The following is a 25,079-nucleotide window of genomic DNA, read 5'->3' as shown; positions in this document are numbered from 1 at the left end:
CACAAGGGATTTGTGAAAGGCGCAGATCCCCTGTGGGAGCGAGCCTGCTCGCGAAGGCCGCGACCCGGTCAATAGCCTGTCACGGGATTATGCCTGCCCCGGATGCGCCGCCGCCAACAGCTCCTTGGTGTACGGATGCTGCGGTGAACCAAACACATCATGGCTGGCGCCGCTTTCCACCACCTTGCCGTCCTTGATCACGATCATGTCGTGGGCCAGGGCGCGCACCACCGACAGGTCATGGCTGATGAACAGATACGTCAGACCATGTTTTTCCTGAAGCTGGCGGAGCAGGGCGACCACTTGTTTTTGCACGGTGCGGTCCAGCGCCGAGGTCGGTTCGTCCAGCAAAATCAGCGCCGGTTTCAAGACCAGCGCCCGGGCAATGGCGATGCGTTGGCGCTGGCCGCCGGAAAATTCATGGGGATAGCGATGGCGGCTTTGCGGATCGAGGCCGACTTCCTGCAAGGCCCGAATCACCTCGGCGTTGCATTGATCGACGCTCAACTGGCTATGCACTTCCAGGCCTTCGCTGATGATCTGCGCCACGGACATCCGTGGGCTGAGGCTGCCAAACGGGTCCTGGAACACCACCTGCATTTGCTTGCGCCACGGCCGCAACTGTTTCTGCGTCAGGCCGTCCAGTGCCTCGCCCTGGAAGCGAATGCCGCCTTCGGAGTCGAGCAGGCGCAGAATCGCCTGGCCCAGTGTTGATTTGCCGGAGCCGGATTCGCCGACAATGCCCAGGGTCTTGCCGCGCTGAACATTAAGGCTGATGCCGTCCACGGCGTTCATGTAAGTCTTGCGCCGGAACAACCCGCCACTCACCGCAAACTGCACCCGCAGATTGTTGACCTCAAGCACGTTTTCACGCTCGTCACGGGGCAGCGCTTCGCCTTCCGGCTCGGCATTGAGCAGCACGCAGCTGTAGGGGTGTTTCGGTTCGGTGAAAATGGTTTCGCAGCTGGCCTGCTCGACGATTTCCCCGGCCTTCATCACACAGACGCGCTGGGCAATGCTGCGTACCAGGTTGAGATCGTGGCTGATCAGCAGCAGCGACATGCCGAGCCGCCGTTGCAAGGATTTGAGCAGCAGCAGAATCTTGCGCTGTACGGTGACGTCCAGTGCGGTGGTGGGTTCGTCGGCGATCAACAGCTCCGGCTCGCAGGCCAGGGCCATGGCGATCATCACCCGTTGGCGCTGGCCGCCGGACAATTGATGGGGGTAAGCCTTGAGCCGTTCCTTGGGTTTCTGGATACCTACCAGGTGCAGCAACTCAAGAATCCGCGCCTGGGCCTCCTTGCCCGCCATGCCTTTGTGCACCAGCAAGGTTTCGCCGATCTGCTTTTCGATGCTGTGCAACGGATTCAGGGAGGTCATCGGCTCCTGGAAAATCATGGCGATGCGGTTACCGCGTAATTGACGCAACCTTTTGGCGTCTGCGCCCACAATCTCCTGGCCGCGATAACGGATGCTGCCAGTGGTTTGGGTCCCGCATTCGGGCAGCAACTGCAGGATCGAGTGGGCGGTCACCGACTTGCCCGAACCCGACTCGCCCACCAAGGCCAGGCATTCGCCGGGGCGGATGTCCAGGCACAGATTGCGCACCACCGTCTGGCCGCTGAAGGCCACGCTGAGGTCACGGATTTCGATCAGGTTACTCATATCAACAGTCCGCCTCTCAAGATCGGGGATCAAACGCGTCGCGCAAGGCTTCGCCGATGAACACCAACAAGGAAAGAATCAACGCCAGGGTGAAAAACGCCGTCAGCCCCAGCCACGGTGCTTGCAGGTTCTGCTTGCCCTGGCCGATCAGTTCGCCCAGGGATGCACTGCCGGCCGGCATGCCGAAACCGAGGAAGTCCAGCGCCGTGAGGGTCGAGATGGCCCCGGTCAGAATGAACGGCAGGTAGCTCAAGGTCGCGTTCATGGCGTTGGGCAGAATATGCCGCACGATGACTTTGCGATCGGTCAGGCCCAAGGCCCGGGCGGCCTTGACGTACTCCAGGTTGCGCCCGCGCAGGAACTCGGCGCGCACCACGTCCACCAGTGCCAGCCAGGAAAACAGCGCCATGATCCCCAGCAACCACCAGAAATTCGGTTCGACAAACCCCGACAGAATGATCAGCAGATACAGCACCGGCAACCCGGACCAGACCTCTTGCAGGCGCTGGCCGAGCAAGTCGACCCAGCCACCGTAATAGCCTTGCAGGGCGCCGGCAGCAATGCCGATCAGGGCGCTGACGAAGGTCAGCATCAGGGCAAACAGAATCGATACCCGGGCGCCGAAAATCACCCGGGCCAAGACGTCCCGCGCCTGATCGTCGGTGCCCAGCCAGTTCACGTTCGAGGGCGGGCTGGGCGCGGGTTTGTTCAGGTCGTAGTTAGGTGTGTCGTCGCTGAAGGGGATAGGCGGAAACAACAGCCAGCCTCCGTCCTTCTTGATCAGGTTTTGCACGTAGTCGCTGCGGTAATCGGCCTGGAACGGCAACTGACCGCCAAACTCCTGTTCGGTGTAGCGCTTCAGGGCCGGAAAATACAACGAACCTTGATAGCTGACGATCAGCGGCTTGTCGTTGGCGATCAGCTCGCCACCCAGGGTCAACAGGAACAGGCCGACAAACAGCCACAGCGACCACCAGCCGCGACGGTTTTTCTTGAAGCGTTCGAAACGACGACGGCCCAGCGGCGAAAGCTTGAACATCAGGCATTCCTCGCGGCGAAGTCGATGCGCGGGTCGACCAGGGTGTAGCACAGGTCGCCCACCAGTTTTATCAAGAGACCGAACAGGGTGAAGATGAACAGCGAGCCGAACACCACCGGATAGTCCCGTGAAACGGCGGCCTCGTAGCTCATGCGACCCAGGCCGTCGAGGGAGAAGATCACTTCGATCAGCAAGGAACCGGCAAAAAACACGCTGATGAACGCCTGGGGGATCCCCGACACCACCAGCAGCATGGCATTGCGGAACACATGGCCATACAGCACCCGGCGCTCACTCAAGCCTTTGGCGCGGGCGGTGACCACGTATTGCCGGGTGATTTCATTGAGGAACGAGTTCTTGGTCAGGATGGTCAAGGTGGCGAAACCACCGATCACCAGCGCCGTCACCGGCAGCACCAGGTGCCAGAAGTAATCGGCGATTTTGCCCAGGGTCGACAGCGACTCGAAATTGTCCGACACCAGCCCGCGTACCGGGAACCAGTTCAGGGAAGTGCCGCCGGCGAACACCACGATCAGGAACATCGCGAAGAGAAACGCCGGCATCGCGTAACCGATGATGATCGCCGTACTGCTCCAGATATCGAAATGACTGCCATGATGCACCGCCTTGCGGATGCCCAATGGAATCGATACCAGGTAGGTGATCAGCGTCGCCCAGAGTCCGAGGGAAATGGTCACCGGCATCTTCTGCAGGATCAGGTCGGTGACCGTGGCGCCGCGGAAGAAGCTCTTGCCGAAGTCCAGGCGCGCGTAGCTGGTGAGCATCAGCCAGAGCCGTTCATGGGCCGGTTTGTCGAAGCCGTACTGTTTTTCGATGTCTTTGATCAGCTGTGGATCGAGGCCGCGACTGGCCCGGGAAGTGCCACTCATGGACTCGCCGGAACCGCCGCCGACACCGGCCCCGCCGATGCCTTGCAGATGGGCGATGGCCTGTTCCACCGGGCCGCCCGGTGCCGCCTGGACGATCACGAAGTTGACTAGAAGAATGATCACCAGCGTCGGAATGATCAGCAGCAAGCGCCGCAGTATGTAAGCCCACATCAATGCGGTCCTCCGGGGCTGCCACGGCGAATGCGCTCGGCGGTCATCTGCTGGTTGGTCAGCGGCGTGGTGCTGACTTCCCACCAGCTCTCGATGGCCTCGTCATTGCTGGCCTGCACGTTGGGGATGCCGAAGCGATTCCACCACACGGTGGACGTTCCCGGCGGGTAATAGTTGGGAATCCAGTAGTAGCTCCATTGCAGCACCCGGTCCAGCGCATGGGCGTAGCGCAACATGTCGGCCTTGTTGTCGGCGCGCACCAGCCCGTTGATCAGGGTGTCCACCGCCGGGTTCTTCAGGACCATGTAGTTGTTGGAACCGGGGTCGGTGGCCGCGGCGGAGCTGAAATAGTTGAGCAGTTCGCCCCCCGGTGAAGTGGTGACCGGGTAGCCGGTGACGATCATGTCGTAGTCTCGACTCATCAGGCGATTGACGTACTGTGACGCGTCGATGCGACGGATGTTCAGGTCGATGCCGATCTGCTTCAGTGTGCGTTTGTACGGCAGGAGCAAGCGGTCCATGCCGTTCTGGCTGACCAGGAACGTGAAGCTCAGTGGTTCACCGTCGGCGTTGACCAGTTGATCGCCTTTGGGTTTCCAGCCGGCCTGTTCGAGCAGGTCCAGCGCTTGTAGCTGTTTATCGCGAATCAAGCCGCTGCCATCGGTTTTCGGGGCTTCGAACACCTTGGTAAAGACTTCGTCCGGGATCTGTCCGCGCAGCGGTTCGAGTATGGCCAGTTCACCGGCATCCGGCAGTTGTCGTGCGGCAAGTTCGGTGTTGGAAAAGAAGCTCTGCTGGCGGATGTACAGATTGCGCATCATCTGCCGGTTGCTCCATTCGAAATCCCAGAGCATGACCAGCGCCTGGCGCACCCGGCGATCCTGGAACATCGGCTTTTGCAGGTTGAACACGAAGCCCTGGCTCGGTTGCGGCGCTTCTGTGGCCAGGTGGGCTTTTTGCAGGCGACCGTCGCTCAGGGCCGGGCTTTCATAGCCGATGGAATAACCGGTGGCGGAAAATTCGCGGTTGTAGTCGTAGGCGCCGCCGCGCAGCACCTGACGGGCAACGTCGGTATCGCCAAAGTACTCGATACTGAAATGATCGAAATTGTAGAGGCCGCGACTGACCGGCAAGTCCTTGCCCCACCAGTCGGCGTTACGTTCGAACGTGATGCTGCGTCCGGAGTCGACCTTGCCCACTCTGTACGGGCCGCTACCCAGCGGTGCCTCGTAACCGCCGCCACCGGCGAAATCGCGGGTTTTCCACCAGTGCTCGGGAAATACCGGGAGGGTGGCGATGTCCAGGGGCAGGGTGCGGTTTTCGTTGTTCTTGAAATCGAAACGCACGGTCAGCGGCGATTCCACTTCGACGCCTTTGACGTCGGCGAACTGCGTGCGATAGCGCAGGCTGCCCTGGGTCATCAACAGATCGAAGGTGTAGCGCACGTCCTCGGCCGTGATGGGTTTGCCATCGGCAAAGCGTGCCTTGGGGTTGAGGTAGAAGCGCAGGGACAGCCCGTCATCGGAGCGTTCCATCTTCTGCGCCACCAGGCCATACACGGTGTAAGGCTCGTCCAGCGAGCGCTGGGCCAGGGGCGAATAGAGCAAGCCGTCAATCTGCGAGACACCGATGCCTTTGTCGATGTATGGCAACACATGGTCGAAGTGACCGATTTCGATCGCCGAACGACGCATGGTGCCACCCTTGGGGGCCTGCGGGTTGGTGTAGGCGAAGTGACTGAAACCGGCAGGGTATTTGGCCGGTTCGCCGTAAACGGTCAACGCATGTTGCGGTGCGGCGTTCACACCGGCGGCGCCCAACAACAGGGCCGCGGCAGTGAATAACACAGTAGGGAAAGCCAGTCGCATTGTCAGCCTTAGAGCCGGGTGGTCGTTAACGACAATTTGTACGCTAGCGGCGCGTCCCTCGCCAGCCGAATTACGTATCTGAAACACGACGGCCCACCAATAGGCGGGCCGCTGTGAAGGAAAACCAGGCGTCGATCAGTCCTGACGGCTGGTCACTTCCAGCAGGTGGTAGCCGAACTGGGTCTTGACCGGGCCTTGCACGACGTTGAGCGGTGCGCTGAAGACCACGGTGTCGAATTCCTTGACCATCTGGCCCGGACCGAACGAACCCAGGTCACCGCCCTGGCGGCTGGAAGGGCAAGTGGAGTTGGCTTTGGCGATTTCGGCGAAATCTGCGCCAGCCTCGATCTGGGCCTTGAGTTCGGTGCACTTGGCTTCGCTGGCAACGAGGATGTGGCGGGCAGTGGCTCTAGCCATGGGAAAATACTCCTTTCAATGTTCGGTAAAATGAACAGCCTACCGGATTCAGCGCGCTATTTCTCCTCTAACTTCCGCTGCGAGGCACCTGCAGGGCCGGTGTTCCTGTGGGAGCGAGCCTGCTCGCGATGGACGTAAACGATCACGGGTGCTGCCTGAGTAAACGCGTTGCCCCTGAGTTCATCGCGAACAGACTCGCTCCTGCAGGGTGGTATGTGGGTGATATCGCGATCAAAGTCCGGCTTTCTTCAGGCGCTCAGCGTGCTGCACGTAGAGATCAATCGGGTCAATGCGTTTCGCGAGGGGGAAACCTGTCTGGCGCAGGGTGCCCAGGTGATCCAGTGGATAGTCGGAGCGAATGACGGTCCCCAGATGGGAGCTGTAGCGGCCGACCAGGCCATCGTTCTGCCCGGCTTCAGTTATGAAATACCGGGAGAAGGCCCGCATAAATCCGTGCAATGGATCAAGTGAGTTCAAACCATCATCCAGAAGTTTTCCCGACAAGATGCCGCTCCAGGAATAATAGCGGACACCGTTGACCTGTCCGCAGCCCTTGCCACCCCAGGTTTTCGGCAGGCCTTGGGGGAATTTTTCGTTGAATGCGACTACGCCTTCCGTGGTCAGGGCGTTGAGTGCCGCGATAGCGTCTTGCGGCAGGCCGCGCTTGCCACTGAGTAACGACAAGAAGTCCGCAAACAGGGTCGCGACCGTGTCGGCTATCTGCTCAGGCAGGCTTGCGGGCGTGAGCGCCTTGCGCAGGAAATCGGCCAGCTCGGAGCCGTGGTTCGGTCCGCTGACCGAGGTCACCGAAGCAACCGATTGCGGTGCGACCGCTGCTGCATAACGAGCGGCCAGTGCACCCTGGCTGTGACCGATCAGGTTGACTTTGCTTGCACCAGTGCCTTCCAGCACCCGTACGATTTGCGCCAGCAGCTGTTCGCCCCGTGCTTCGTTGCTGTGGGTGGCCGACAGATGCGGTACGAATACCCGCGCTCCAACGTTTCGGAGCGCCTGTTTGATGTCATGGAAGAGCTCGAAGGTGCCGATCCGGTCGAATCCGAAGAGCCCATGAACCAGCAGGATCGGGTAATGAGTGTCTGCATTCCTTTGCATGTTTTTGTCCTTTTTCAGCGGTCAGGGGGAGGAGCCTTGCGCCTCACTCTAAAACACTCGGACGTCGACGCGATGTATGAAAAGGACGCGCTCAGCTGACGAAAACGGAATAGGGGAGTACCGAAAAGACGGGGTGGATAAGGTGCCAGTCGGACCCCCTATCCACCCTTTGAGCATGCCGGGCGCTCTTAATCACGCTGTGCGCGAAGCCGGCCTGCCGCTAGACGCAACAGCTGTTCCGTCCCGCTCCAGCCCAGGCAGCCGTCCGTTACCGACACGCCGTACTTCAGCGACGGGCTCAGCGGCTGGCAGCCCTCGAACAAATGGCTCTCGATCATCATGCCGATCAGCGAGCGGTCACCCTGCAAGCGCTGTTCAAGCACGTCATTGAACACCGCCGGCTGACGCAGCGGATCCTTGCCGCTATTGGCGTGGCTGCAGTCGACCATGATCCGGGCCGGGATCTTCAGTCGGGTCAAGTCGCCGTGTACCTTGGCCACGCTCGCGCGGTCGTAGTTAGGTCCGTGATGACCGCCGCGCAGCACCAGATGGGTGTCCGCATTGCCCGGGGTCTGGATGATCGCGGGGTGTCCCTGGCTGTCGACACCGAAATGGCGATGCGGGTGGGCCGCCGAGCGCATGGCATCGCTGGCCACCGCGACACCGCCGTCGGTGCCGTTTTTGAAGCCTACCGGCATGCTCAGGCCGCTGGCCATCTCGCGATGGATCTGCGATTCGGTGGTGCGTGCGCCAATGGCCACCCAGCTGAGCAAGTCATCGAAATAGCCGGCGGCCATGGGTTGCAGCAGTTCAGTCGCCACCGGCAAACCCAGCAGGAGCATTTCGCGCATCAACTGGCGGGACAGGGCCAGGCCGCCAGCCATGTCGTCGCTGCCGTCCAGGTGCGGATCGTAGGCCAGGCCTTTCCAGCCAACTGTGGTGCGGGGTTTTTCGACGTAAGCGCGCATCACCAGCAGCATTTCGTCGCTGACTTCGGCAGCCAGGCGGGCCAGATTGCCGGCGTATTCGAGGGCAGATTTGGGGTCGTGAATCGAGCAGGGGCCGACAATGACCAGCAGGCGGGAATCTTCACCGTTGAGGATCGCGCGAACGGCCTGGCGGTGGGCCGCGACTTGCTGGGTCAGTGCGTTGGTGAGCGGCAGTTGCTGTTTGAGTTGCAGCGAGCTGGGCAGACGCAGGGTCAGCGCTTCATTGGCAGGGCTCAAGGTGGACAGCGGCAGAGCGGAGACGGACGAGTTCATATTCAGGTTTCCTGGGCGGGCAGCGGGTTCGTTCCCGCGCGCTCGGCCCTATTGGGGTGTTCGACAATTGGCCGGATTGGCTGCGTGTGTGTGCTTGCCACCTATGGGTGACCGATCGGAGGCGGCAGGCTGTCCCGAGCGGAGGGTGGTAAATCGCCAGGCGGTAAAACTGTCGTAACGGTAATAAGTGGCGTAGTTCATGTTCTTGATCCTCTGAATGTCTGGTGTGTCGCTAAAAATTGTTTAGGGCTGAAAAAACAAAACCCCCGGTCAGGAGGCCGACCGGGGGTTGAGAATTCTCTGGTGGCGACCCGTTTGAAGTGGGCGCCGTGTGGGTATCAGGCGCGCCAGTGGCTAAACCAATACCCAAAATAAATGCTGACCGGAGCACAAGCGTCGTTCGCCCGGGCAGCCGCAACCGAGCGCGGGGCGCTGGCGGTATGGAGCTGTGAGAGGGCATTGAACATGGTTTGTCTCCGATGGATGCGCCGAGCTTACAAGAGCCCGGTACGAGTATTCAATCAGAAAATGCTATCGGGTAAAAATGGCGTTTTCTATTGCTTGAGCGCCCCGGCGGTTGTGACACACTTCCAGCTCCCACAAAAGGCAATCGAGGCGTGATGGAATTTGAATGGCGTGCTGCAACTGACCGCGATCTTGAATTTGCCCGTGAACTGACCTGCAGCAATATGCTGCGTTATTACATTGAGCATGATCTGCTGTGGCAGGATGAGGCATTCGACGTCGCTTGGGCAGGTCGCGACAATCGTTTGATCATGCGCGGCGAGAACAGGGTGGGGTACGTCAGCCTGAGTCGAGACGCCAGGGCGCTCTACATCCGCGAATTGCAGATTTCCAAGGGGTTTCGCCGGCAAGGTGCCGGATCCTGGGCAATCGATCAGGTTTTTGCCATGGCTGGCCAGGAACGGCGCCCGGCATTGCGCTTGACGGTTTTTCAAAACAACCCGGCGCGGGCGTTATATGAAAGAAAGGGATTACAAGTGATGGGAACGGACGAGTGTTTTCTGAGAATGCAGCGCGACGTCGAAGGTCCGCATCGCTGAAACACGCTTGGCACCGGGCTTACAAGACACATTGAAACTTTTTATCTGACGCTTTCCGCTAGGTCTGCCAGAAGCTTTTTTGCTAAGGTGTCGACAACTTAATAAGACCATATCGCGAGGTGTCTGCTTGATTAGGGTGCTAGTGGTCGATGACCATGATCTCGTTCGTACAGGCATTACACGAATGCTGGCTGACATCGATGGCCTGCAAGTGGTCGGCCAGGCTGAATCGGGGGAAGAGTCCCTGCTCAAGGCCCGTGAGCTGAAACCCGATGTGGTCTTGATGGACGTCAAGATGCCCGGTATCGGCGGTCTTGAAGCCACTCGCAAATTGTTGCGCAGTCATCCGGACATCAAAGTCGTCGCGGTGACTGTCTGTGAGGAAGATCCGTTTCCTACACGGTTATTGCAGGCCGGTGCCGCGGGCTACCTGACCAAAGGCGCGGGTTTGCCGGAAATGGTCCAGGCCATCCGCCTGGTATTCGCCGGGCAGCGCTACATCAGTCCGCAAATCGCTCAGCAACTGGCGATCAAATCCTTCCAGCCGACCAACGATTCGCCCTTCGATGCCTTGTCCGAGCGGGAGATCCAGATTGCGTTGATGATCGTTGGTTGCCAGAAGGTCCAGATCATTTCCGACAAGCTGTGCCTGTCGCCAAAAACCGTGAACACCTACCGTTACCGCATTTTCGAAAAGCTTTCGATCAGCAGTGATGTCGAGTTGACGCTGCTGGCGGTTCGTCACGGCATGGTTGATGCCAGCCTCTGAAAATGACTGATACCTTTGATCCAAGTGCCTTTCTGTCGACCGTCAGTGGGCGCCCCGGTGTGTACCGCATGTTCGACAGCGATGCGCGCCTGCTGTATGTCGGCAAGGCCAAGAATCTCAAGAACCGCCTGTCGAGCTACTTCCGAAAAACCGGCCTGGCGCCCAAGACAGCTGCGCTGGTGGCCCGTATCGCCCAGGTCGAAACGACCATCACGGCCAACGAAACCGAGGCGTTGCTGCTTGAGCAGACGCTGATCAAGGAATGGCGTCCGCCGTACAACATCCTGCTGCGGGACGATAAGTCCTACCCCTACGTATTTCTCTCCGATGGCCAATTCCCGCGTCTGAGCATCCACCGTGGGGCGAAGAAGGCCAAGGGCAAGTATTTCGGACCTTATCCCAGCGCCGGTGCGATTCGCGAAAGCCTGAGCCTGCTGCAAAAGACGTTTTTTGTTCGCCAGTGCGAAGACAGCTATTACAAGAACCGCACGCGACCTTGCCTTCAATACCAGATCAAGCGCTGCAAGGCGCCCTGTGTCGGTCTGGTCGAGCCCGAAGTGTATGCCGAGGACGTCCGGCACTCGGTGATGTTTCTTGAAGGTCGCAGCAATGCGTTGACCGATGAATTATCGACGGCCATGGAAGAGGCAGCGATCAACCTGGAGTTCGAGCGCGCTGCCGAGTTGCGCGACCAGATTTCGCTGCTGCGGCGGGTGCAGGACCAGCAGAGCATGGAAGGCGGGACCGGTGATGTCGACGTGATCGCGGCGTTCGTCAATCCCGGCGGCGCCTGCGTGCATTTGATCAGCGTGCGCGGTGGGCGGGTGCTGGGCAGCAAGAACTTCTTCCCGCAGGTCGGTATTGAAGAGGACGTTTGCGAAGTCATGGCAGCATTTCTTGGCCAGTACTTCATCAGCAGCCCTGAACGCGACTTGCCCAGCGAGCTGATCGTCAACGTGGTTCACGAGGACTTTCCGACCCTGATTGCGGCCATCGAAGAGCTGCGTGGTCGCGAACTGACCATCAGTCACCGGGTGCGCGGCACGCGAGCACGCTGGCAGCAACTGGCGGTGACCAACGCGGAGCAGGCGTTGGGCGCACGTCTGGCGAACCGTCAGCACATCACGGCGCGCTTCGACGCGCTGGCAGACGTATTGAAGCTGGACGAGCCACCGCAGCGACTCGAGTGCTATGACATCAGTCACTCCAGCGGTGAAGCGACCGTGGCGTCTTGCGTGGTGTTCGGCCCCGAAGGCCCGATCAAGTCCGACTACCGTCGCTACAACATCGAAGGCGTGACGGCCGGGGATGACTACGCGGCGATGCATCAGGCGCTGACGCGACGCTTCAGCAAGCTGAAGGACGGGGAGGGCAAGCTGCCGGACATCCTGCTGGTGGACGGTGGCAAGGGGCAGCTATCCATGGCCCGCGATGTGCTCAATGAGCTGGCGGTGCCGGACCTGATCCTTCTCGGCGTGGCCAAGGGGGCGACGCGCAAGGCCGGCTTCGAAACCCTGTACCTTAATGACGCCGCCCATGAATTCACCTTGCGCGGAGATTCCCCCGCGCTGCATTTGATCCAGCAGATTCGTGACGAAGCTCACCGCTTCGCCATTACCGGGCACCGTGCCCGACGCGGAAAAACCCGTCGAACGTCTACGCTTGAGGGTGTTGCCGGTGTCGGACCCACTCGTCGACGCGATTTGTTGAAACATTTTGGTGGATTGCAGGAGCTGTCTCGTGCCAGCATCGAAGAGATCGCCAAAGCACCCGGGATCAGTAAAAAGCTCGCAGAGTTGATTTATGCAAATCTGCACAGCGAGTAGAATGCCCCCTCACCTCGTAGCCAGTTGTGCCGATGAATATCCCTAATCTGATTACCGTTCTACGTGTCCTGCTCATACCGATCTTCATTTTACTGTTTTACCTGCCTTACCAATGGAGCTACCTGGCGTCAGCCTCGGTCTTCGCATTTGCCGCTGCCACGGACTGGCTGGACGGGTATCTGGCCCGCCGTCTGGAACAAAGCACGCCGTTCGGGGCTTTTCTCGATCCCGTTGCCGACAAGTTGATGGTTGCCGTTGCACTGGTACTGCTGGTGCAGGAACACGGCAATCTGTGGCTCACGCTGCCGGCTGCCGTGATCATCGGTCGCGAGATCGTGGTTTCGGCCCTGCGTGAATGGATGGCCGAACTCGGCGCGCGTGCCCATGTGGCTGTGTCGAACCTGGGCAAATGGAAAACCGCCGCGCAGATGCTGGCGCTGGTGATCCTTCTGGCCAATCCGTCGCACTTCAGCTTTTGGGTGGCGTTGGGTTATGCCTTGCTGATGGTGTCTGCCGGCCTGACGTTGTGGTCCATGGTCCAGTACTTGCGGGCTGCCTGGCCGCATCTGAAGACCGACGTTGAAAAGAAATAAAACTTTTTTGAATCAAAGGGTTGACGGGGCTTCTGGATTCTATAGAATGCGCCACACCAAGACGCGGGAATAGCTCAGTTGGTAGAGCACGACCTTGCCAAGGTCGGGGTCGCGAGTTCGAGTCTCGTTTCCCGCTCCAAGTTTGTACGCATTTGATGTCGCGCTACTGACAGCAAATGTTTTGAGGCCGAGTAGCAAAATGGTTATGCAGCGGATTGCAAATCCGCCTACGCCGGTTCGATTCCGACCTCGGCCTCCACTATAAACAACCCCGTAGATCGATGATCTACGGGGTTTTTTATTGGCTTCAGGAAAGTGCTTCGGTGGCACATGTCCGCTGTTGGTTGTACTTGGGAGAGAGGCTCCTACCAAAGCTAATGCAGGTTAGTTAAGAGTGACAAAACCTGTGGCGAGGGAGCTTGCTTCCGCTGGGCTGCGTAGCGGCCCCAAAAAAAGGACTGCTGCGCAGTCCAACGGGAGCAAGCTCCCTCGCCACAGGTTAATCTTCATCTAACGATCCAGTCACTTCAATAAGGCCGAGCGTTGCAAGCCTCGTCGATGATGTCGATGAAGTCATCATGGGAAACCGGTTTGCTCACGTGGTAGTTGAATCCGGACTGCCTGGCTTTTCTCTGGTCATTGCTGTTTGTATAGCCTGTAAGGGCGATGGCCGGCGTGTGTTTGAGTTGGGGAAACTGTCGAATGGCCTGGATGAATTGATGGCCATCCATGGCAGGCATCCCGATGTCCGAAATGATGACGTCATAGTTGCTGTCCTTCGCGGCCTTGAGGGCTTGCAACGGATCATTGAAAGCCTCCACGTGGGCGTCTTCCATTTCCAGCAGCATCTGCAGGACGTCCATGACGTCTCGAGAGTCTTCCACCAGCAGGACTTTCTGGCCGACCAGACGTCCCGGTTCTGCGACGGCCGGTTGTTCGCCAGGCTGCTGTGAGGGCTGGGAAAGCGGTAGCCGGATGGTAAAGGTGCAGCCTCGGCCAATGCCTTCGGACGTGACATCCACCGAGCCGCCATGAGCTTCCACCAGTTGCCGCACCAACGACAGGCCTATGCCCAGGCCTTCACGCTGATGGCTGGTGTGCTGGTTGTCCGCCTGGCTGAAGAGGTCAAACACCTTGTGCAGGTTGTCCCCTTCAAGTCCCACGCCGCTATCGATGACGTCCAGCTGGGCCATGTCCTCGACGCGATGGGCGACCAGCTCGACACGACCCTCCTTGGGCGTGAACTTCAACGCGTTATTCACCAGGTTCCAGACGATCTGTTCCAGGCGCGTGCTGTCGGCATCGACCACCAACGGCGGCTCGGGCGGCTGCGGTACGTGCAGCGTGACCTCGCACGGATGCTGGTCATTGATTACCACGGTGTAGATATCCTGGAGAATCCGCCCCAGGTCCACTGCCTGCTTTTTCAGCTTGAGTTTGCCGGTGCGCACCCGGGCGACGTCCAGCAGGTCGTCGATGATCCGCGCCTGACTCGAAACGGCATCGCAGATGGTGTTCACGGCTTTCATGACCGGGCCGGCGGTTTTGGTGACGGGCAGGCGGCGCAGCAGTTCGGCATTGAGCTGTATGAGATTGAGCGGGTGCTTGAGCTCGTGGGACATCACCGCAAAGAACTCGTCCTTGAGGTGGCTGCTGGATTGGGTTTCGGCGAGCTTCTGGCTTTGTTCGTCGTGCATGCGCTTGTGACCGGTCAGGTCACGGGCAATTTTGACGTAGCCCTCCAGGTTCTCTCCCTTTAGCAGCGTGACTTCACCGCTGCAATAAAAGCGGCTGCCATCTTTGCGCAGGTGCCAGCGTTCGTCTTCGCCGCGACCCTGCTCGCGGGCTGCTTTCAATTCCAGCGCAGGTATGCCGGCGGCACGATCCTCGGGCGAGAAGATAAGGTCGTAATAAGCGCCGAGCACTTCCGCTTTGGTGTAGCCGAATATCAGCTCGGCGCCGGTGTTCCAGTCGGTAATCACGCCATGCTCATCGAGAATGATGATGGCGAAATCGTGTGTGCTTTCGGCGACCAGGCGCATGCGTTCTTCATTCAGGCGCAACTCATCTTCCGCCGTGCGACGCTTGGTAATGTCGATAAAGGTCAGTACCGTGCCGTCGATGTGATCCTCGCTGGAACGATAGGGCAGGAGGCGGGCGATATACCAGCGCTGGTCGTTGCTGCTGACCTCACGCTCGATCATGTTCAGCGATTCGAAGACGGTCGCGGCATCCTCGGTCATTTCCGGATAATCGAGCCGATGGGTGATGTCCAGCAACGAGCGTCCTGTGTCGACCGGCAGCATGCTGAAAATGTCCGTGGCCCGAGGTGTGAACCAGCGGATGCGCATGTTGCGATCGACGAATACCGTGGCAATGTCGGTCGAGGCAATCAGGTTGGTGAGGTAGTCGTTGATCTTGTCGGTTTCTTCAACCTTGGTCTTGAGCTCGAAGTTGACCGTCAGCAACTCTTCGTTGATCGACTGCAATTCTTCCTTGCTGGTTTCCAGTTCTTCGGTGGCTGAACGCAGCTCTTCGTTGATGGCCTGCATTTCCTCGTTCGAGGCCTTCAGTTCCTCGCTGGAGACTTCCGACTGCTCGATCGTTTCCTGCAAGTGCAGCTTGGTACGCTGCAGCTCATGCTCAAGGTTGACCAGCATCTGGTTTTCAGTCTGATTGGCGGCGACATCCCGCGGGTCTTGAGGGTCGACACTGCGCTCCTCGAAGGTCACCAGCACACAGTCGGTGTCTGTTTTTTCATCGTTGAACGGGTGTGCCGTCAGGTCGATCAGGTAGTTATTCCGATCACGCTCGAAGCGGACTTTGCGGGAGGTGACCGGGACCCCCGCCTGGTTTGCCTGGAACAGGGTAGTGCGGATTTCCAGGCGCAGGTCCGGGTGAGCCAGCGTCAGCAGATTGCGGGAAATCTCACCGGCAACGTAGCGCAGGAAACGCCCGGCGCCTTCGCTCATGTGCAGGATGTTGGCGTTACTGTCGACAATGATGCTCGGCGGGGCGGCCTTTTCCAGCGCTCGCAGGTGAATATCGGCGTAAGAGACTTTGCGTGGCACCGTCGCTTCAATGGGGCTGACGGCAGCTGTGGTCCGTGCATAGCCACCCCGCGGCATGGCCGGCGCACGCCGGACGCTGCTCGAAACGCTTTTGGCGCGGAAGATGCGGTTACGCTTGTCCACCGGGGTAAACAGGTCCAGGCAACCATCAGCAGACTCGGAAGTGCCCAGAAACAAATAGCCACCCGGCCTCAAGGCAAAATGGAACATCTGCATGATGTCACGCTGCACTTCGCGGTCGAGGTAGATCAGCAGGTTTCGGCAGACGATCAGATCGATTTGAGAGAACGGCGGATCCAGCAACAGGCTGTGTTTGGCGAACAGCACTTTTTCTCGGATTTCCTTGCGCACGCGATAGTGCAGGTTTTCCCGTGAGAAGTACTGACGCATACGCGAAGGGGGAACGTCGGTCACGATCGCTTCGGGATAGGCGCCGGCACGGCCAAAGGCTATGGCACGATCATCGATGTCGGTAGCGAAGATCTGCAACTTGGCAGGATTGGCTTCTAGCGTCAGCTGGTCGCTTAACAGGATGGCCAGGCTGTAGGCTTCTTCGCCCGTCGAGCAGCCGGCCGACCAGACACGGATTTCTTCTCGATACGGCAGGGTTTCTCTTAGCGAAGTGACCAGGTTCGGAATGACATCGCGTTCCAGTGCCTCGAACGCATCGCGGTCGCGGAAGAAATTGGTGACGCCGATCAGCATGTCGCCCAGCAATGCCTTGGTTTCTTCCGGGTGGGTTTGCAGGTATTGGTAGTAGGCAGCCAAGTCCGGTTGAGCGGTCACTTGCAGGCGGCGTTCAATGCGACGCAGTACCGTTGCACGCTTGTAGTGTTTGAAGTCGTGGCCAGTACCCACGCGCAATTGCTGCAAAATGTCCTGTAGCAGTTGTTCGGCGAGGGCGACGTCGCGTTCGGTGGACGGTGGCAGGGCCTTGAATTCCGGGTCATTGGCGGTCGGCAGGGTGATGGCTTGCGAGTTGCGCCAAAGCTCCAGCAATTTTTGCGGCATCTCCACGACAGGCAGCACCAGATCGACCATTTGCGTGTCGATGGCTGCCCGCGGCATGCCGTCGAACTCGGCATCTTCCGGCGCCTGCACGAGTGTAATCCCCCCTTGCTCCTTGATCCGCGACAGACCGACCGCGCCATCGGAGCCGGTGCCCGAGAGCACCACACAAAAGGCCCGCTCCTTGTGCACATCCGCCAAGTCCCGGAAGAACAGGTCAATGGCGATGTGTGATCCAGGTGGTCGCTGCGAGGATGTCACCGAAAGATAACCATCGTTCATCGTCAGGTCATGGGCCGGAGAGATGACGTACACGGTGTTTATTTCAATGCCAATCGTGTCAGTCACTTGGTGGACCGGCATTTGGGTGACGTCCTGGATAATCCGGTCCGCGATGCTTTCGTGATCAGGCGATAGATGAAGAATGACGACAAAGGCCATGCCGCTGTCAGCGGGCATGTGTTCAAAAAACGACTTGAGCGCTTGCAGTCCGCCAGCGGAGGCACCGATCCCGACCACGGCAAATGGAAGGGTGCTGGGTGTCAACTCCTTGCGCTGCGGGGCACTGGGTGAGCGCTTCGCGGAAGACTTCATTCATATGGCCTTAAAAGGCTTCGACAATGGCCTGCCGACGCCAATCCAAACGGGTTAGAGATAGTGAAAAAAGGATAATGCGGCAGGCGTTGCATTGCGAAATATCGTCGCTACCGACGCCCATGATAGTTAAAGTATAGGCGTTGGCCAGTGTCGCAATTTCCGTGGGGAACCCGTTCTTGATAACCCGTTGAATCACTCCCTCGCCCAAAGGTTTAGACCTCTGTCGATTTCACTCACACGTGGCGACGATACCTGTGTTCGGCGAGGACTTGTTTCTTGACGGTGCGGGGGGAGTGTAAGCGCCAGGCTATTGAAATTTCGGGATTTCTCGATGGATTGCAGAACCTCCCGGCAGCGGTTTGGTACCGACTTTGTCGATCACTGCAAGAAAACTTCGTAGGTCCATGATTTGCGAAGTTTTTTATTTTCGGAATCAGCAAGATTTAGTCTTGAAAATCGCACTCCCGACCTTGCTTCACCGGGACGGGATGTATATATTCCCCCCCTCTGATTCACCGCGCTACCGCCCGAATGGCGAAACTGGTAGACGCATGGGACTTAAAATCCCCCGCTCGTAAGGGCGTGCCGGTTCGATTCCGGCTTCGGGCACCATCTAAAATCAAGGGTTTGCGAGCGAAAGCTAATGCAAACCCTTGTTTGTTTCCGGGCCGCAATTTTCAGATGCAGCCCCACACCTCATTCACACGCCGTACTGACCGCCTTCTCGGCGCGCTGGATTTCCAGCTTCACGTCAGTCGTTATCCGCTGCTCCTTGAGCTGTTGTCCAAGAAAGGGTTGGTCGCCCCGGGATTTCACTTCCGCATCCGTTGCGGCAACCTGCGCCTGGACGGTGGCGGAGTGCTCCGTGATGACAGCTTCCACTTCCTCTTTGGTGTTGGCGGTATCCAGCGCGGTGATGAGTTTGCCCACCTCGGCTTTTTCCGCTTCGGCATAGCCTTCGACGGACAAACCGGTTGCCATGGCGCGTGCCTGGATCTGCACGGTCTTGAGATGCTCTTGCGCAACTTTGCACAGTGCTTCCTGTCGACGGTTCTTGTTGGACTCCCACGTGCTCAACCCGTAAGTCACGGCAGCCAGTAGGGTCACGACGACAGTAGTGCCAATCAATTTGCCTTTCACGTTTACGAACCCTCAAAAGGCAATGGAATAAGGAGTGGTCGTACGTTTTCACTCAAGAGAGGAAGACTAGCCCAGGATGTGCAGCGAAGGTTGCTCAGTAAATCGCAGCCAAGGAAAAACTCCCGACTACAGGAGTGCAGAAGTCAGGGAGCATTATAGAGCGGGTTGAGCGGTGAGAGTACTCAGCCTTCCGAGTCGCTACTTCCCTGGTTGTCCCCGTCGTCCTTCGAGTGACTCGAGGACTCCGCTTCTTTTTCCAGGGCTTGCGAATCGGCACCGGAATTCGAGCCTGCCGCTTCCTCGCCAATTTTATCGGCCTTTTCCTCGTTGGACTCAGCGCCCTGAGCCTGGTTGAGTCCGGGAATCGCAGCAGGGGGAACAGCGGATCCCTGTTTTGTCGTCTCGCCAGCCAGTGTAAAAAACGAGCAGCTCGACATCAGACCCGCCAACGTGAGCGCAGCCATTTTTCTGTTCATCATTTGAGTCTTCCGAACAAAGGGGTGTACAGCGTTGGAAGAGCGGTGAGGGGAAAGGTGCTGAGCGCCTGACGAGCGGAAAACAGGAAGCCCGGTGTTTAGCCGGGCTTTTGGCATATGTGCTATCTACTACGTCCGGCTCAACCGCCAGTGCCAGGTTCTGTCTTGCGTCGATCGCTGCCGTTAGGATTGCCGCTATTAATCAGCCTCCTTTCCAGCAGAATATTTTGCAGCGCCTCGCGGTCTGACGGGGCCAGTTGATGTTCTCGCTCCTTGAGTTCGAGCAGGATCGGGCTGGACCACTGGCGATAGGTTTGTTCCGCACTACGAATGGATGACATTGTTTCCTCCTTATCAGGCTCCTGCCAATAAAGGCATCGCAGTTCGACACGAAGGTGACCCTAGTCGAGGAAGCCGATTGTCGCCAATGCAGTACGTCGGTACTCAACCCTGATGGTTCCAGATCCCCGTCTCAGCGGTGCGTCGGACATAATCGGAAAAGTCTCGCGCCGGCCGTCCCAGTGCTCGTTGCACACCATCGGTAACGGGCGTGTTGCGGCCGTCGAGTACTGTGGTGAACAGATACAACACCAGGTCCACCAACTCAGCCGGCAACTGTTCCTGCTCCAGTGCCTGGCGATAGGCGTCCGGCGGCACTGCGACGAAACCGATATCGCGATCTGTCGCCCGGGCGATCTCGGCGACGGCGTCGGCGAAGGTCAGTGCCCTTGGTCCGGTCAGCTCGTAGAGCTGGCCGCAATGCCCGGGCTGGGTCAACGCGGCGACCGCGATCTCGGCGATGTCTTCGACGTCGACAAAGGGCTCAGCGATGTCACCGACGGGCAAGGCCAGTTCGCCTTGCAGGATCGGTTCAAGAAAGTGCGCTTCGCTGAAGTTCTGGCAGAACCAGCTGGCACGCAGGATGGTCCAGTCGACGCCACTGTTTTGCACCACGCGTTCGGCCTGTTCCGCTTCGAGCTCACCGCGACCCGACAACAACACCAGTTTGCCGACACCACTATTTACCGCCTGGGCCGTGAACGCCTGGACCGTCTCAAGGGCACCGGGCACCGCGAGGTCCGGTTGAAAGGAGATGTACGCGGCTTGAACGCCCTCCAGGGCAGCCGCCCAAGTCGAACGGTTTTCCCAGTCAAAAGGCGGGGTGGCGCCACGGGAGCCCAGTCGCACGGGCTGTCCGGCCGCTTCGAGCCGCTGGGCAATGCGCCGTCCAGTCTTGCCGGTGGCGCCGAGAATCAGAATGGTTTGCTGATGGTTGTTCATCGCGTTCATCTCCCTTGACAATATGAGTGATGCTCATGTTTAAAAAGATGATAGACCCTCATGTTTTGGCGTCAATCACTGGAAGGTAAAGCCCGACGTACGGCCATCGCCTATTGGGCGCACCGGTGTGCGATGCTAAGGTGAGTCAATGTCATGTTTATTGAACGGGAAGGCGACCGTGGGCAAAAAGACCAGCGAGGTGCTTGAACAGCCTCTTTCAGAGCCGATTCGGCGCAATCCCACGCAGCAACGCAGCCGCGAACGCCAGGAGCGCATTCTCGCCGTGGCTACGCAATTGATCGCAGACAAGGGCAGCGATCAGCTCAAGATGAGCGAGATTGCCGAGCGTTCCGAGATTTCCATCGGCTCCCTTTATCAGTATTTTCCCGACAAAAGCTCGGTCATTCGCACGTTGGCCGAACGCTACAACGCCGAAAGCCGTCGCTGTATCGAGGACGCGTTGGGGGCAGTCAAGGATGTCCCGGGGTTGCAAGCGGCCTATTCGGATTTGCTCGATCAGTATTGCGAGATCGTGTTGGCAACCCCGGCGATGCGTGACATCTGGTCAGGCATGCAGGCCGACAAACAGCTGTTGGCGCTGGAACTGGAGGAGAGTCGCGTTGCCGGTGGTTTATTGGCCGAGGCGATGCTGCGGGTCTATCCGCACAGCGATCCTCGGCAGGTCCGGGAGTCGGCGTTTCTGATCTGGCATCTGGGTGAGGCGACCATGCGCCTGGCGATCTCCTGCGCGCCTGAGGAAGGACGGGGATTGGTCGAGGCCTTCAAGCGCATGACATTGCGCGAGATTCTGCAACCAGCTTGCATGAATACAACGTCTGAAAAGCCCGATCCGGCTATTTGACTTTCCAGCTGCCACCACCGGTTTCACAATCGATCTTCGATTGCGCCAGGTTTTCCGCGTTGTAGTAATACGTAGCGACTTGGGCATTCGCGGGAATATTCAGCGATTTGCTGTCCTTGTCCTTGCTGGTGGACTGGGGATTGGCCAGCGACTCCGGGGTCAATCTGCCCAGGCACGTGGCCTTGTACTGATCGCCGCACCGAGCGACTTTTTTCTTGGTGCTGGTGAGCATTTCCTTGCTCTCGTTGCTGCATGACCAATCGATGGCATCGACCGGCATGTTTTCGTATTCATAGCAGGTGTGGGACTCGATCACCGGGACGGAAGGACTCTGGGAGCGGGTGATGACATCGCAGCCCTGTGCCATGGCCAGGCTGGGGCACAGGCTGCCGATCAGAAGCAGAAGTCTACTGTTCATACCGATTTACTCGCCAATGGTGTCCTGCGCATGTGTGCGCGGACCTAAAGGTTGGGCAAAGCAATCAGCGTTCTCGTTCAATCCATTTTCCGGTTCGCACGCCTCGGGCGGTCGGGTCGAATCGACTCGACCGCCGAAGTTGTCGGTCATACGAAAGGTTGGCCGGTAAAGCCACGGGGCAGCCTTTGCAGCCCGGGCAGGGCGGTCAGGCGCTCGGTCCAGCTCTGGCGCCAGTCGGTAACGGTCTGGGTGACTTTGGTTTTGCGCGCTGCGCGTCGGGCGGCGTTGCGTTGGGCTTTGCGCGCCTCTTTGTACACTTCGGTATTTCGGCAGCTTCTGCATTTGACCCGGTTGAGTTCACGGGTCGAGATAAGCTTGTTGCCTTTGTGGCCGCAGGCCAGATGCCCGCTGACTTTGAAGTGAGTAACCATCGGGACGTCTCCTCGTGACGTGTGATCGTTGGACCCCGCGCGCGTGGTGACGTTCGTTGCCTGCCTTGGGCACAAAAAAAATCCCAGCGCCTGGCTGGGTTCGGGGTGAAGCACGAAATCATCGGGCAGGCATACATGCGGTGACGAGAATGTCGCCGATCATGCCTGCATTGTCAGCCCGTATCTTGGCATCGACTGTCCGGATCGACTCATCTGAACCGTGGCAGCGGTGGCTCGACAGGTTTGAGCGACGACAAGGTGTTGCGGATCAGCGGTGTATCCTTTTCGATGTCGTTCAGGCGATCACGAATTCTCAGGGCAGTCGGGTGTCCGCCTTGATGATCGACCCAATCGGCGATTTCCTTGCATGCCGCAGCCAAGCGAACCTGACGGGAATCAAGCAGGGTAAGCAGGGTGGTGATGGACTCTTTTTCGGACATGGGAAACACCTCCGTTGAAGACACCTGGCAGGGCCTGCCAATGTAGGAGCGAGCATGCTCGCGATGGTCGTTAACGATGACGTGTGTCGATTGACTGAACGCGGCACTCTTCAGTCCATCACGAGCAGGTTCGCTCCTACACACTTCAGCCCTCTTCATTATAGACCCGTAATAGGCACGCCAAGGCTCCTCAGCCTTGTCGGGCCGTGACTTGTGATCTGGCATTCAGCTGGCGGCAGACGCGTTGGGCGTCTTCTTCAAGATCGTAGCCGTCACCGATGAAACCTTGGGTGCGGGTATCGTTTATGCGGTACCAGACAGCGGCATCGGGGGGTGGGTGACCGGTTTCTCCTGCCCGGCGGCCATGAATGATGATCTTGTTGCAACGCTTGACGACGAATATGTCTTCCATGGCTTCACCGCAGCTGATTCGTGTACAGATCAACTATAGAAGTCATTTGTAATCGTGCAAAAAATAGGCGGGTCAATTCGTCGGTTCAGATGCCAGTTTCTCCAGCAACATCGCCAGGCCGACTTCTTCGGCGCGCAAGCCTTTGCGGGTTCTCGGCCGGGGCAATTCGGCCAGGGCGCCCAGCAGAAAGCTCTCGAGTACCGCCGGATGGATATAGCATTTGCGGCACACCGCTGGGGTATTGCCCAACTGTCTGGCAACGTTTTTTACCATCTCCACCACATGCCGTTTCGCCTCCGATTCCGGCTGCCACTGCAATGTGCGCAACACCGCCAGCGCCAGGGCACTACCGGCCCAGGTGCGATAGTCCTTGGCGGTGAAGTCGGCACCGGTCAGGGTTTGCAGGTAACTGTTGACGTCGTTGGACGTGATGGTGTGCCGCTCGCCGTTTTCATCGAGGTATTGAAAGAGGTTTTGCCCCGGAATGTCCTGGCAACGCTTGATGATCCGCGCCAGGCGCCGATCCTTTACGGTGATTTGATGTTCGACGCCGCTCTTGCCGCGAAACTGGAACAGGATCGCGCTGCCGTTGATTTCCACATGACGACTGCGCAAGGTGGTCAGGCCATAGGAGCGATTGTCCCGTGCGTATTGAGTATTGCCGACACGGATCAACGTGGCATCGAGCAAGGTGATGACGGTGGCCATGACCTTGTCGCGACTGAAGCCCGGTGCGGCCAATAACGCTTCCAGCTGCTTGCGCAGTTTCGGCAGGGCCAGGCCGAAATCCCGCAGGCGTGAGTACTTGTCGGTGTCGCGCACTTCGCGCCAGCGCGGGTGATAGCGGTACTGCTTGCGACCGCGCGCATCGCGGCCGGTGGCTTGCAGATGGCCCCGAGGGTCTGCGCAGATCCAAACATCGGTGTAGGCCGGCGGCACCGCGAGGGAATTGATGCGCTGAATCTCGTCCGGGTCGGTAATGCGCTGGCCAGCCGGATCGACGTAGCAGAACTTGCCGCGCAGTTTCCGGCGGGTGATACCGGGCTGGGTATCGTCGACGTAATGCAAATCAGGCGGTAGCGCATCGGGCATGGCGATAGTCCTGGGCAAGGAATCCTGGGGCGTTAAAGCCATTGACCTCACGCCACAGCAGACGTGCCCGCGCGTTTACCCGGATTGCTACGCCTATGCCAGGACGGCCACGGCCTTGATCTGCGCCCAGAGCTGCTGGCCCGGATGCACGTTCAGCTGGTCGCGGGAAAAGCGCGTGATGCGCGCCAACAGTGGCGTGCCCGCCGCCTCCAGGCGCACGAGTACGTGGGCGGCGTTGTCGGCACCCAGTTCACTGACCACCGTGACCGGCAGACGATTGAGGATGCTGCTGTGTTCGGCGCTGTGCAGGCTCAAGCTCACGTCCCGCGCCTGAACCTTGCAGCGCAACGCCTGGCCCGCCGCCATCGGCGTGTGTGCCACGCGAATGTGCAGGTCCGTATCGGGCAGTTGCAGGGTGAGCAACTGGTAGTGAGCGTCATAGGCGCTGACACACCCTTCAATCACCACGCCGGCGTCATCGCCCAGCGCCAAGGGCAAGTCGAGGCGGGCCAGGGTCTGGCCGATGGGGCCGCTGGCCAGCGCCTTGCCGTCGCTGAGCAACACAATATGGTCGGCCAGACGCGCCACTTCATCCTGGGAATGACTGACGTACAGCACCGGGATGTCCAGTTCATCGTGGAGCCGTTGCAGGTAAGGCAGGATTTCACCTTTGCGCCGGGCATCCAGCGCCGCCAGCGGTTCATCCATCAACAACAGTTTCGGGCTGGTGAGCAGGGCGCGGGCGATGCCGATGCGTTGTCGTTCACCACCCGAGAGGTGTTGCGGATGGCGATCGAGCAGGTGGCCGATCCCGAGCAATTCGGTGGCGTGGGCCATGTCGACCCGGCGCTGGTGTTTCGGGATGCGTTTGAGGCCGAATTCCAGATTGGCCAGTACCGACAAATGCGGGAACAGACTGGCTTCCTGAAACACGTAACCCAGCGCACGTTTGTGGGGGGCGACGAAAAGCTTCTTGTCGCTGTCCTGCCAGATTTCATCGTTGACCTTGATAAACCCCCGATCGGCGCGTTCCAGGCCTGCAATACAACGCAGACAAGTGGTCTTGCCCGAACCGGAATGTCCATAAAGGGCCGTAACGCCGCGGCCGGGCAACTGCAAATCGACATCCAGGGCGAACCCCGGGTAACTCAACTTCAGGCGCATTTGAATCATC

Annotated in this window: 23 protein-coding genes and 3 tRNA genes; 8 read left to right on the top strand and 18 right to left on the bottom strand. The window is 59.0% G+C overall.

The features are described from left to right. Positions 1 to 87 precede the first annotated feature (87 nt). The 7 genes from ACW9HW_RS08790 to ACW9HW_RS08760 form a co-directional block, all read right to left on the bottom strand. Positions 88 to 1,665 (bottom strand): ABC transporter ATP-binding protein, encoded by a 1,578-nt coding sequence (locus ACW9HW_RS08790; RefSeq protein WP_457399470.1) that lies wholly within the window; start codon positions 1,663 to 1,665, stop codon positions 88 to 90. 16 nt (positions 1,666 to 1,681) lie between these two features. Beyond that, entirely contained in the window at positions 1,682 to 2,704 is a 1,023-nt protein-coding gene (locus ACW9HW_RS08785; protein ID WP_095194711.1) for an ABC transporter permease, read from the bottom strand. Further along, positions 2,704 to 3,765, bottom strand: a complete 1,062-nt coding sequence (locus tag ACW9HW_RS08780) for a microcin C ABC transporter permease YejB (RefSeq protein ID WP_095194712.1) — start codon at positions 3,763 to 3,765, stop codon at positions 2,704 to 2,706. Before ACW9HW_RS08780 ends, ACW9HW_RS08785 begins: the two co-directional genes overlap by 1 nt. Then, the gene (locus ACW9HW_RS08775; protein WP_457399468.1) at positions 3,765 to 5,633 is read right to left on the bottom strand and encodes an extracellular solute-binding protein; all 1,869 of its coding nucleotides are present in this window, start codon (positions 5,631 to 5,633) and stop codon (positions 3,765 to 3,767) included. The genes ACW9HW_RS08780 and ACW9HW_RS08775 overlap by 1 nt, the downstream gene beginning before the upstream one ends. Before the next feature lie 135 nt (positions 5,634 to 5,768). Beyond that, the gene (locus ACW9HW_RS08770) at positions 5,769 to 6,050 is read right to left on the bottom strand and encodes a peptidylprolyl isomerase (RefSeq protein ID WP_095194714.1); all 282 of its coding nucleotides are present in this window, start codon (positions 6,048 to 6,050) and stop codon (positions 5,769 to 5,771) included. A 231-nt stretch (positions 6,051 to 6,281) separates the two neighbouring features. After that, positions 6,282 to 7,163 carry an esterase/lipase family protein gene (locus ACW9HW_RS08765; protein WP_457399466.1) on the bottom strand — a complete coding sequence of 294 codons (882 nt, stop codon included), beginning with the start codon at positions 7,161 to 7,163 and terminating at the stop codon, positions 6,282 to 6,284. Between the two features lie 188 nt (positions 7,164 to 7,351). Beyond that, the gene (locus tag ACW9HW_RS08760) at positions 7,352 to 8,425 is read right to left on the bottom strand and encodes a 3-deoxy-7-phosphoheptulonate synthase (protein WP_457399464.1); all 1,074 of its coding nucleotides are present in this window, start codon (positions 8,423 to 8,425) and stop codon (positions 7,352 to 7,354) included. A gap of 620 nt (positions 8,426 to 9,045) precedes the next feature. On the opposite strand from ACW9HW_RS08760, the gene ACW9HW_RS08755 reads away from it, so the two are divergent. The 6 genes from ACW9HW_RS08755 to ACW9HW_RS08730 all read left to right on the top strand — a co-directional run bounded on the left by ACW9HW_RS08755 (position 9,046) and on the right by ACW9HW_RS08730 (position 12,936). After that, the gene (locus tag ACW9HW_RS08755; RefSeq protein ID WP_457399462.1) at positions 9,046 to 9,489 is read left to right on the top strand and encodes a GNAT family N-acetyltransferase; all 444 of its coding nucleotides are present in this window, start codon (positions 9,046 to 9,048) and stop codon (positions 9,487 to 9,489) included. Between the two features lie 127 nt (positions 9,490 to 9,616). Beyond that, on the top strand, positions 9,617 to 10,258 hold the full coding sequence (gene gacA, locus ACW9HW_RS08750; protein WP_008015884.1) for a response regulator transcription factor GacA: 642 nt from the start codon (positions 9,617 to 9,619) through the stop codon (positions 10,256 to 10,258). Between the two features lie 2 nt (positions 10,259 to 10,260). Continuing rightward, positions 10,261 to 12,084, top strand: coding sequence for an excinuclease ABC subunit UvrC (uvrC, locus tag ACW9HW_RS08745; protein WP_095194718.1), 1,824 nt, complete (start codon positions 10,261 to 10,263; stop codon positions 12,082 to 12,084). A gap of 32 nt (positions 12,085 to 12,116) precedes the next feature. After that, on the top strand, positions 12,117 to 12,677 hold the full coding sequence (gene pgsA / locus ACW9HW_RS08740; protein WP_095194719.1) for a CDP-diacylglycerol--glycerol-3-phosphate 3-phosphatidyltransferase: 561 nt from the start codon (positions 12,117 to 12,119) through the stop codon (positions 12,675 to 12,677). Positions 12,678 to 12,740: 63 nt separating this feature from the next. Next, positions 12,741 to 12,816, top strand: a tRNA-Gly gene (locus tag ACW9HW_RS08735). A gap of 46 nt (positions 12,817 to 12,862) precedes the next feature. Beyond that, positions 12,863 to 12,936: transfer RNA gene (locus ACW9HW_RS08730), tRNA-Cys, on the top strand. A gap of 268 nt (positions 12,937 to 13,204) precedes the next feature. Here ACW9HW_RS08730 and ACW9HW_RS08725 read toward each other — a convergent pair. Continuing rightward, positions 13,205 to 17,350, bottom strand: coding sequence for a CheR family methyltransferase (locus tag ACW9HW_RS08725; RefSeq protein WP_457399460.1), 4,146 nt, complete (start codon positions 17,348 to 17,350; stop codon positions 13,205 to 13,207). A 528-nt stretch (positions 17,351 to 17,878) separates the two neighbouring features. Between ACW9HW_RS08725 and ACW9HW_RS08720 the strand changes: the two genes are divergently transcribed. Further along, positions 17,879 to 17,965 (top strand) — tRNA-Leu (locus ACW9HW_RS08720). An 84-nt stretch (positions 17,966 to 18,049) separates the two neighbouring features. Here ACW9HW_RS08720 and ACW9HW_RS08715 read toward each other — a convergent pair. From ACW9HW_RS08715 to ACW9HW_RS08700, 4 genes are all read right to left on the bottom strand, one after another. Next, positions 18,050 to 18,493, bottom strand: coding sequence for a hypothetical protein (locus ACW9HW_RS08715; protein WP_256590232.1), 444 nt, complete (start codon positions 18,491 to 18,493; stop codon positions 18,050 to 18,052). Positions 18,494 to 18,675: 182 nt separating this feature from the next. After that, positions 18,676 to 18,969 carry a hypothetical protein gene (locus tag ACW9HW_RS08710; protein WP_457399474.1) on the bottom strand — a complete coding sequence of 98 codons (294 nt, stop codon included), beginning with the start codon at positions 18,967 to 18,969 and terminating at the stop codon, positions 18,676 to 18,678. A gap of 140 nt (positions 18,970 to 19,109) precedes the next feature. After that, complete coding sequence (locus ACW9HW_RS08705) at positions 19,110 to 19,310, bottom strand: hypothetical protein (protein ID WP_095194721.1); 201 nt, start codon at positions 19,308 to 19,310, stop codon at positions 19,110 to 19,112. A gap of 103 nt (positions 19,311 to 19,413) precedes the next feature. Then, complete coding sequence (locus ACW9HW_RS08700; RefSeq protein ID WP_457399458.1) at positions 19,414 to 20,250, bottom strand: NmrA family NAD(P)-binding protein; 837 nt, start codon at positions 20,248 to 20,250, stop codon at positions 19,414 to 19,416. Between the two features lie 178 nt (positions 20,251 to 20,428). On the opposite strand from ACW9HW_RS08700, the gene ACW9HW_RS08695 reads away from it, so the two are divergent. Then, positions 20,429 to 21,112 (top strand): TetR/AcrR family transcriptional regulator, encoded by a 684-nt coding sequence (locus ACW9HW_RS08695; RefSeq protein ID WP_457399456.1) that lies wholly within the window; start codon positions 20,429 to 20,431, stop codon positions 21,110 to 21,112. Here the strand turns inward: ACW9HW_RS08695 and ACW9HW_RS08690 are convergent. From ACW9HW_RS08690 to modC, 6 genes are all read right to left on the bottom strand, one after another. Then, entirely contained in the window at positions 21,105 to 21,530 is a 426-nt protein-coding gene (locus ACW9HW_RS08690; RefSeq protein WP_095194723.1) for a hypothetical protein, read from the bottom strand. The two genes, ACW9HW_RS08695 and ACW9HW_RS08690, sit on opposite strands and share 8 nt — an antisense overlap. A 146-nt stretch (positions 21,531 to 21,676) precedes the next feature. Further along, positions 21,677 to 21,961, bottom strand: a complete 285-nt coding sequence (locus ACW9HW_RS08685; RefSeq protein ID WP_457399455.1) for a hypothetical protein — start codon at positions 21,959 to 21,961, stop codon at positions 21,677 to 21,679. Between the two features lie 209 nt (positions 21,962 to 22,170). Continuing rightward, positions 22,171 to 22,401 carry a hypothetical protein gene (locus ACW9HW_RS08680; RefSeq protein WP_008031039.1) on the bottom strand — a complete coding sequence of 77 codons (231 nt, stop codon included), beginning with the start codon at positions 22,399 to 22,401 and terminating at the stop codon, positions 22,171 to 22,173. Positions 22,402 to 22,591: 190 nt separating this feature from the next. Then, positions 22,592 to 22,813 (bottom strand): hypothetical protein, encoded by a 222-nt coding sequence (locus tag ACW9HW_RS08675; protein ID WP_095194725.1) that lies wholly within the window; start codon positions 22,811 to 22,813, stop codon positions 22,592 to 22,594. Positions 22,814 to 22,885: 72 nt separating this feature from the next. Beyond that, the gene (locus tag ACW9HW_RS08670) at positions 22,886 to 23,905 is read right to left on the bottom strand and encodes a DNA topoisomerase IB (RefSeq protein ID WP_371917524.1); all 1,020 of its coding nucleotides are present in this window, start codon (positions 23,903 to 23,905) and stop codon (positions 22,886 to 22,888) included. Between the two features lie 93 nt (positions 23,906 to 23,998). Then, a complete protein-coding gene (gene modC, locus ACW9HW_RS08665) occupies positions 23,999 to 25,078 on the bottom strand; it encodes a molybdenum ABC transporter ATP-binding protein (RefSeq protein ID WP_457399452.1) in 1,080 nt (359 codons plus the stop codon). Position 25,079: the final 1 nt, after the last annotated feature.

This window comes from Pseudomonas sp. SDO5532_S415 (assembly GCF_054071155.1).
The sequence above is the reverse complement of the archived record's forward strand: the minus strand, read 5'-3'. Positions and strand labels throughout refer to the sequence as shown.

Bases quoted from the DNA above. Each gene is read 5' to 3' on its own strand.
- ACW9HW_RS08700 (WP_457399458.1), bottom strand. From the start codon at position 20,250: ATGAACAACCATCAGCAAACCATTCTGATTCTCGGCGCCACCGGCAAG.
- ACW9HW_RS08770 (WP_095194714.1), bottom strand. From the start codon at position 6,050: ATGGCTAGAGCCACTGCCCGCCACATCCTCGTTGCCAGCGAAGCCAAG.
- ACW9HW_RS08755 (WP_457399462.1), top strand. From the start codon at position 9,046: ATGGAATTTGAATGGCGTGCTGCAACTGACCGCGATCTTGAATTTGCC.
- pgsA (WP_095194719.1), top strand. From the start codon at position 12,117: ATGAATATCCCTAATCTGATTACCGTTCTACGTGTCCTGCTCATACCG.
- ACW9HW_RS08675 (WP_095194725.1), bottom strand. From the start codon at position 22,813: ATGGAAGACATATTCGTCGTCAAGCGTTGCAACAAGATCATCATTCAT.
- ACW9HW_RS08690 (WP_095194723.1), bottom strand. From the start codon at position 21,530: ATGAACAGTAGACTTCTGCTTCTGATCGGCAGCCTGTGCCCCAGCCTG.
- ACW9HW_RS08725 (WP_457399460.1), bottom strand. From the start codon at position 17,350: ATGAAGTCTTCCGCGAAGCGCTCACCCAGTGCCCCGCAGCGCAAGGAG.
- ACW9HW_RS08680 (WP_008031039.1), bottom strand. From the start codon at position 22,401: ATGTCCGAAAAAGAGTCCATCACCACCCTGCTTACCCTGCTTGATTCC.
- ACW9HW_RS08760 (WP_457399464.1), bottom strand. From the start codon at position 8,425: ATGAACTCGTCCGTCTCCGCTCTGCCGCTGTCCACCTTGAGCCCTGCC.
- ACW9HW_RS08775 (WP_457399468.1), bottom strand. From the start codon at position 5,633: ATGCGACTGGCTTTCCCTACTGTGTTATTCACTGCCGCGGCCCTGTTG.
- ACW9HW_RS08785 (WP_095194711.1), bottom strand. From the start codon at position 2,704: ATGTTCAAGCTTTCGCCGCTGGGCCGTCGTCGTTTCGAACGCTTCAAG.
- modC (WP_457399452.1), bottom strand. From the start codon at position 25,078: ATGATTCAAATGCGCCTGAAGTTGAGTTACCCGGGGTTCGCCCTGGAT.
- ACW9HW_RS08790 (WP_457399470.1), bottom strand. From the start codon at position 1,665: ATGAGTAACCTGATCGAAATCCGTGACCTCAGCGTGGCCTTCAGCGGC.
- ACW9HW_RS08780 (WP_095194712.1), bottom strand. From the start codon at position 3,765: ATGTGGGCTTACATACTGCGGCGCTTGCTGCTGATCATTCCGACGCTG.
- uvrC (WP_095194718.1), top strand. From the start codon at position 10,261: ATGACTGATACCTTTGATCCAAGTGCCTTTCTGTCGACCGTCAGTGGG.
- ACW9HW_RS08705 (WP_095194721.1), bottom strand. From the start codon at position 19,310: ATGTCATCCATTCGTAGTGCGGAACAAACCTATCGCCAGTGGTCCAGC.
- ACW9HW_RS08670 (WP_371917524.1), bottom strand. From the start codon at position 23,905: ATGCCCGATGCGCTACCGCCTGATTTGCATTACGTCGACGATACCCAG.
- ACW9HW_RS08710 (WP_457399474.1), bottom strand. From the start codon at position 18,969: ATGAACAGAAAAATGGCTGCGCTCACGTTGGCGGGTCTGATGTCGAGC.
- ACW9HW_RS08685 (WP_457399455.1), bottom strand. From the start codon at position 21,961: ATGGTTACTCACTTCAAAGTCAGCGGGCATCTGGCCTGCGGCCACAAA.
- ACW9HW_RS08765 (WP_457399466.1), bottom strand. From the start codon at position 7,163: ATGCAAAGGAATGCAGACACTCATTACCCGATCCTGCTGGTTCATGGG.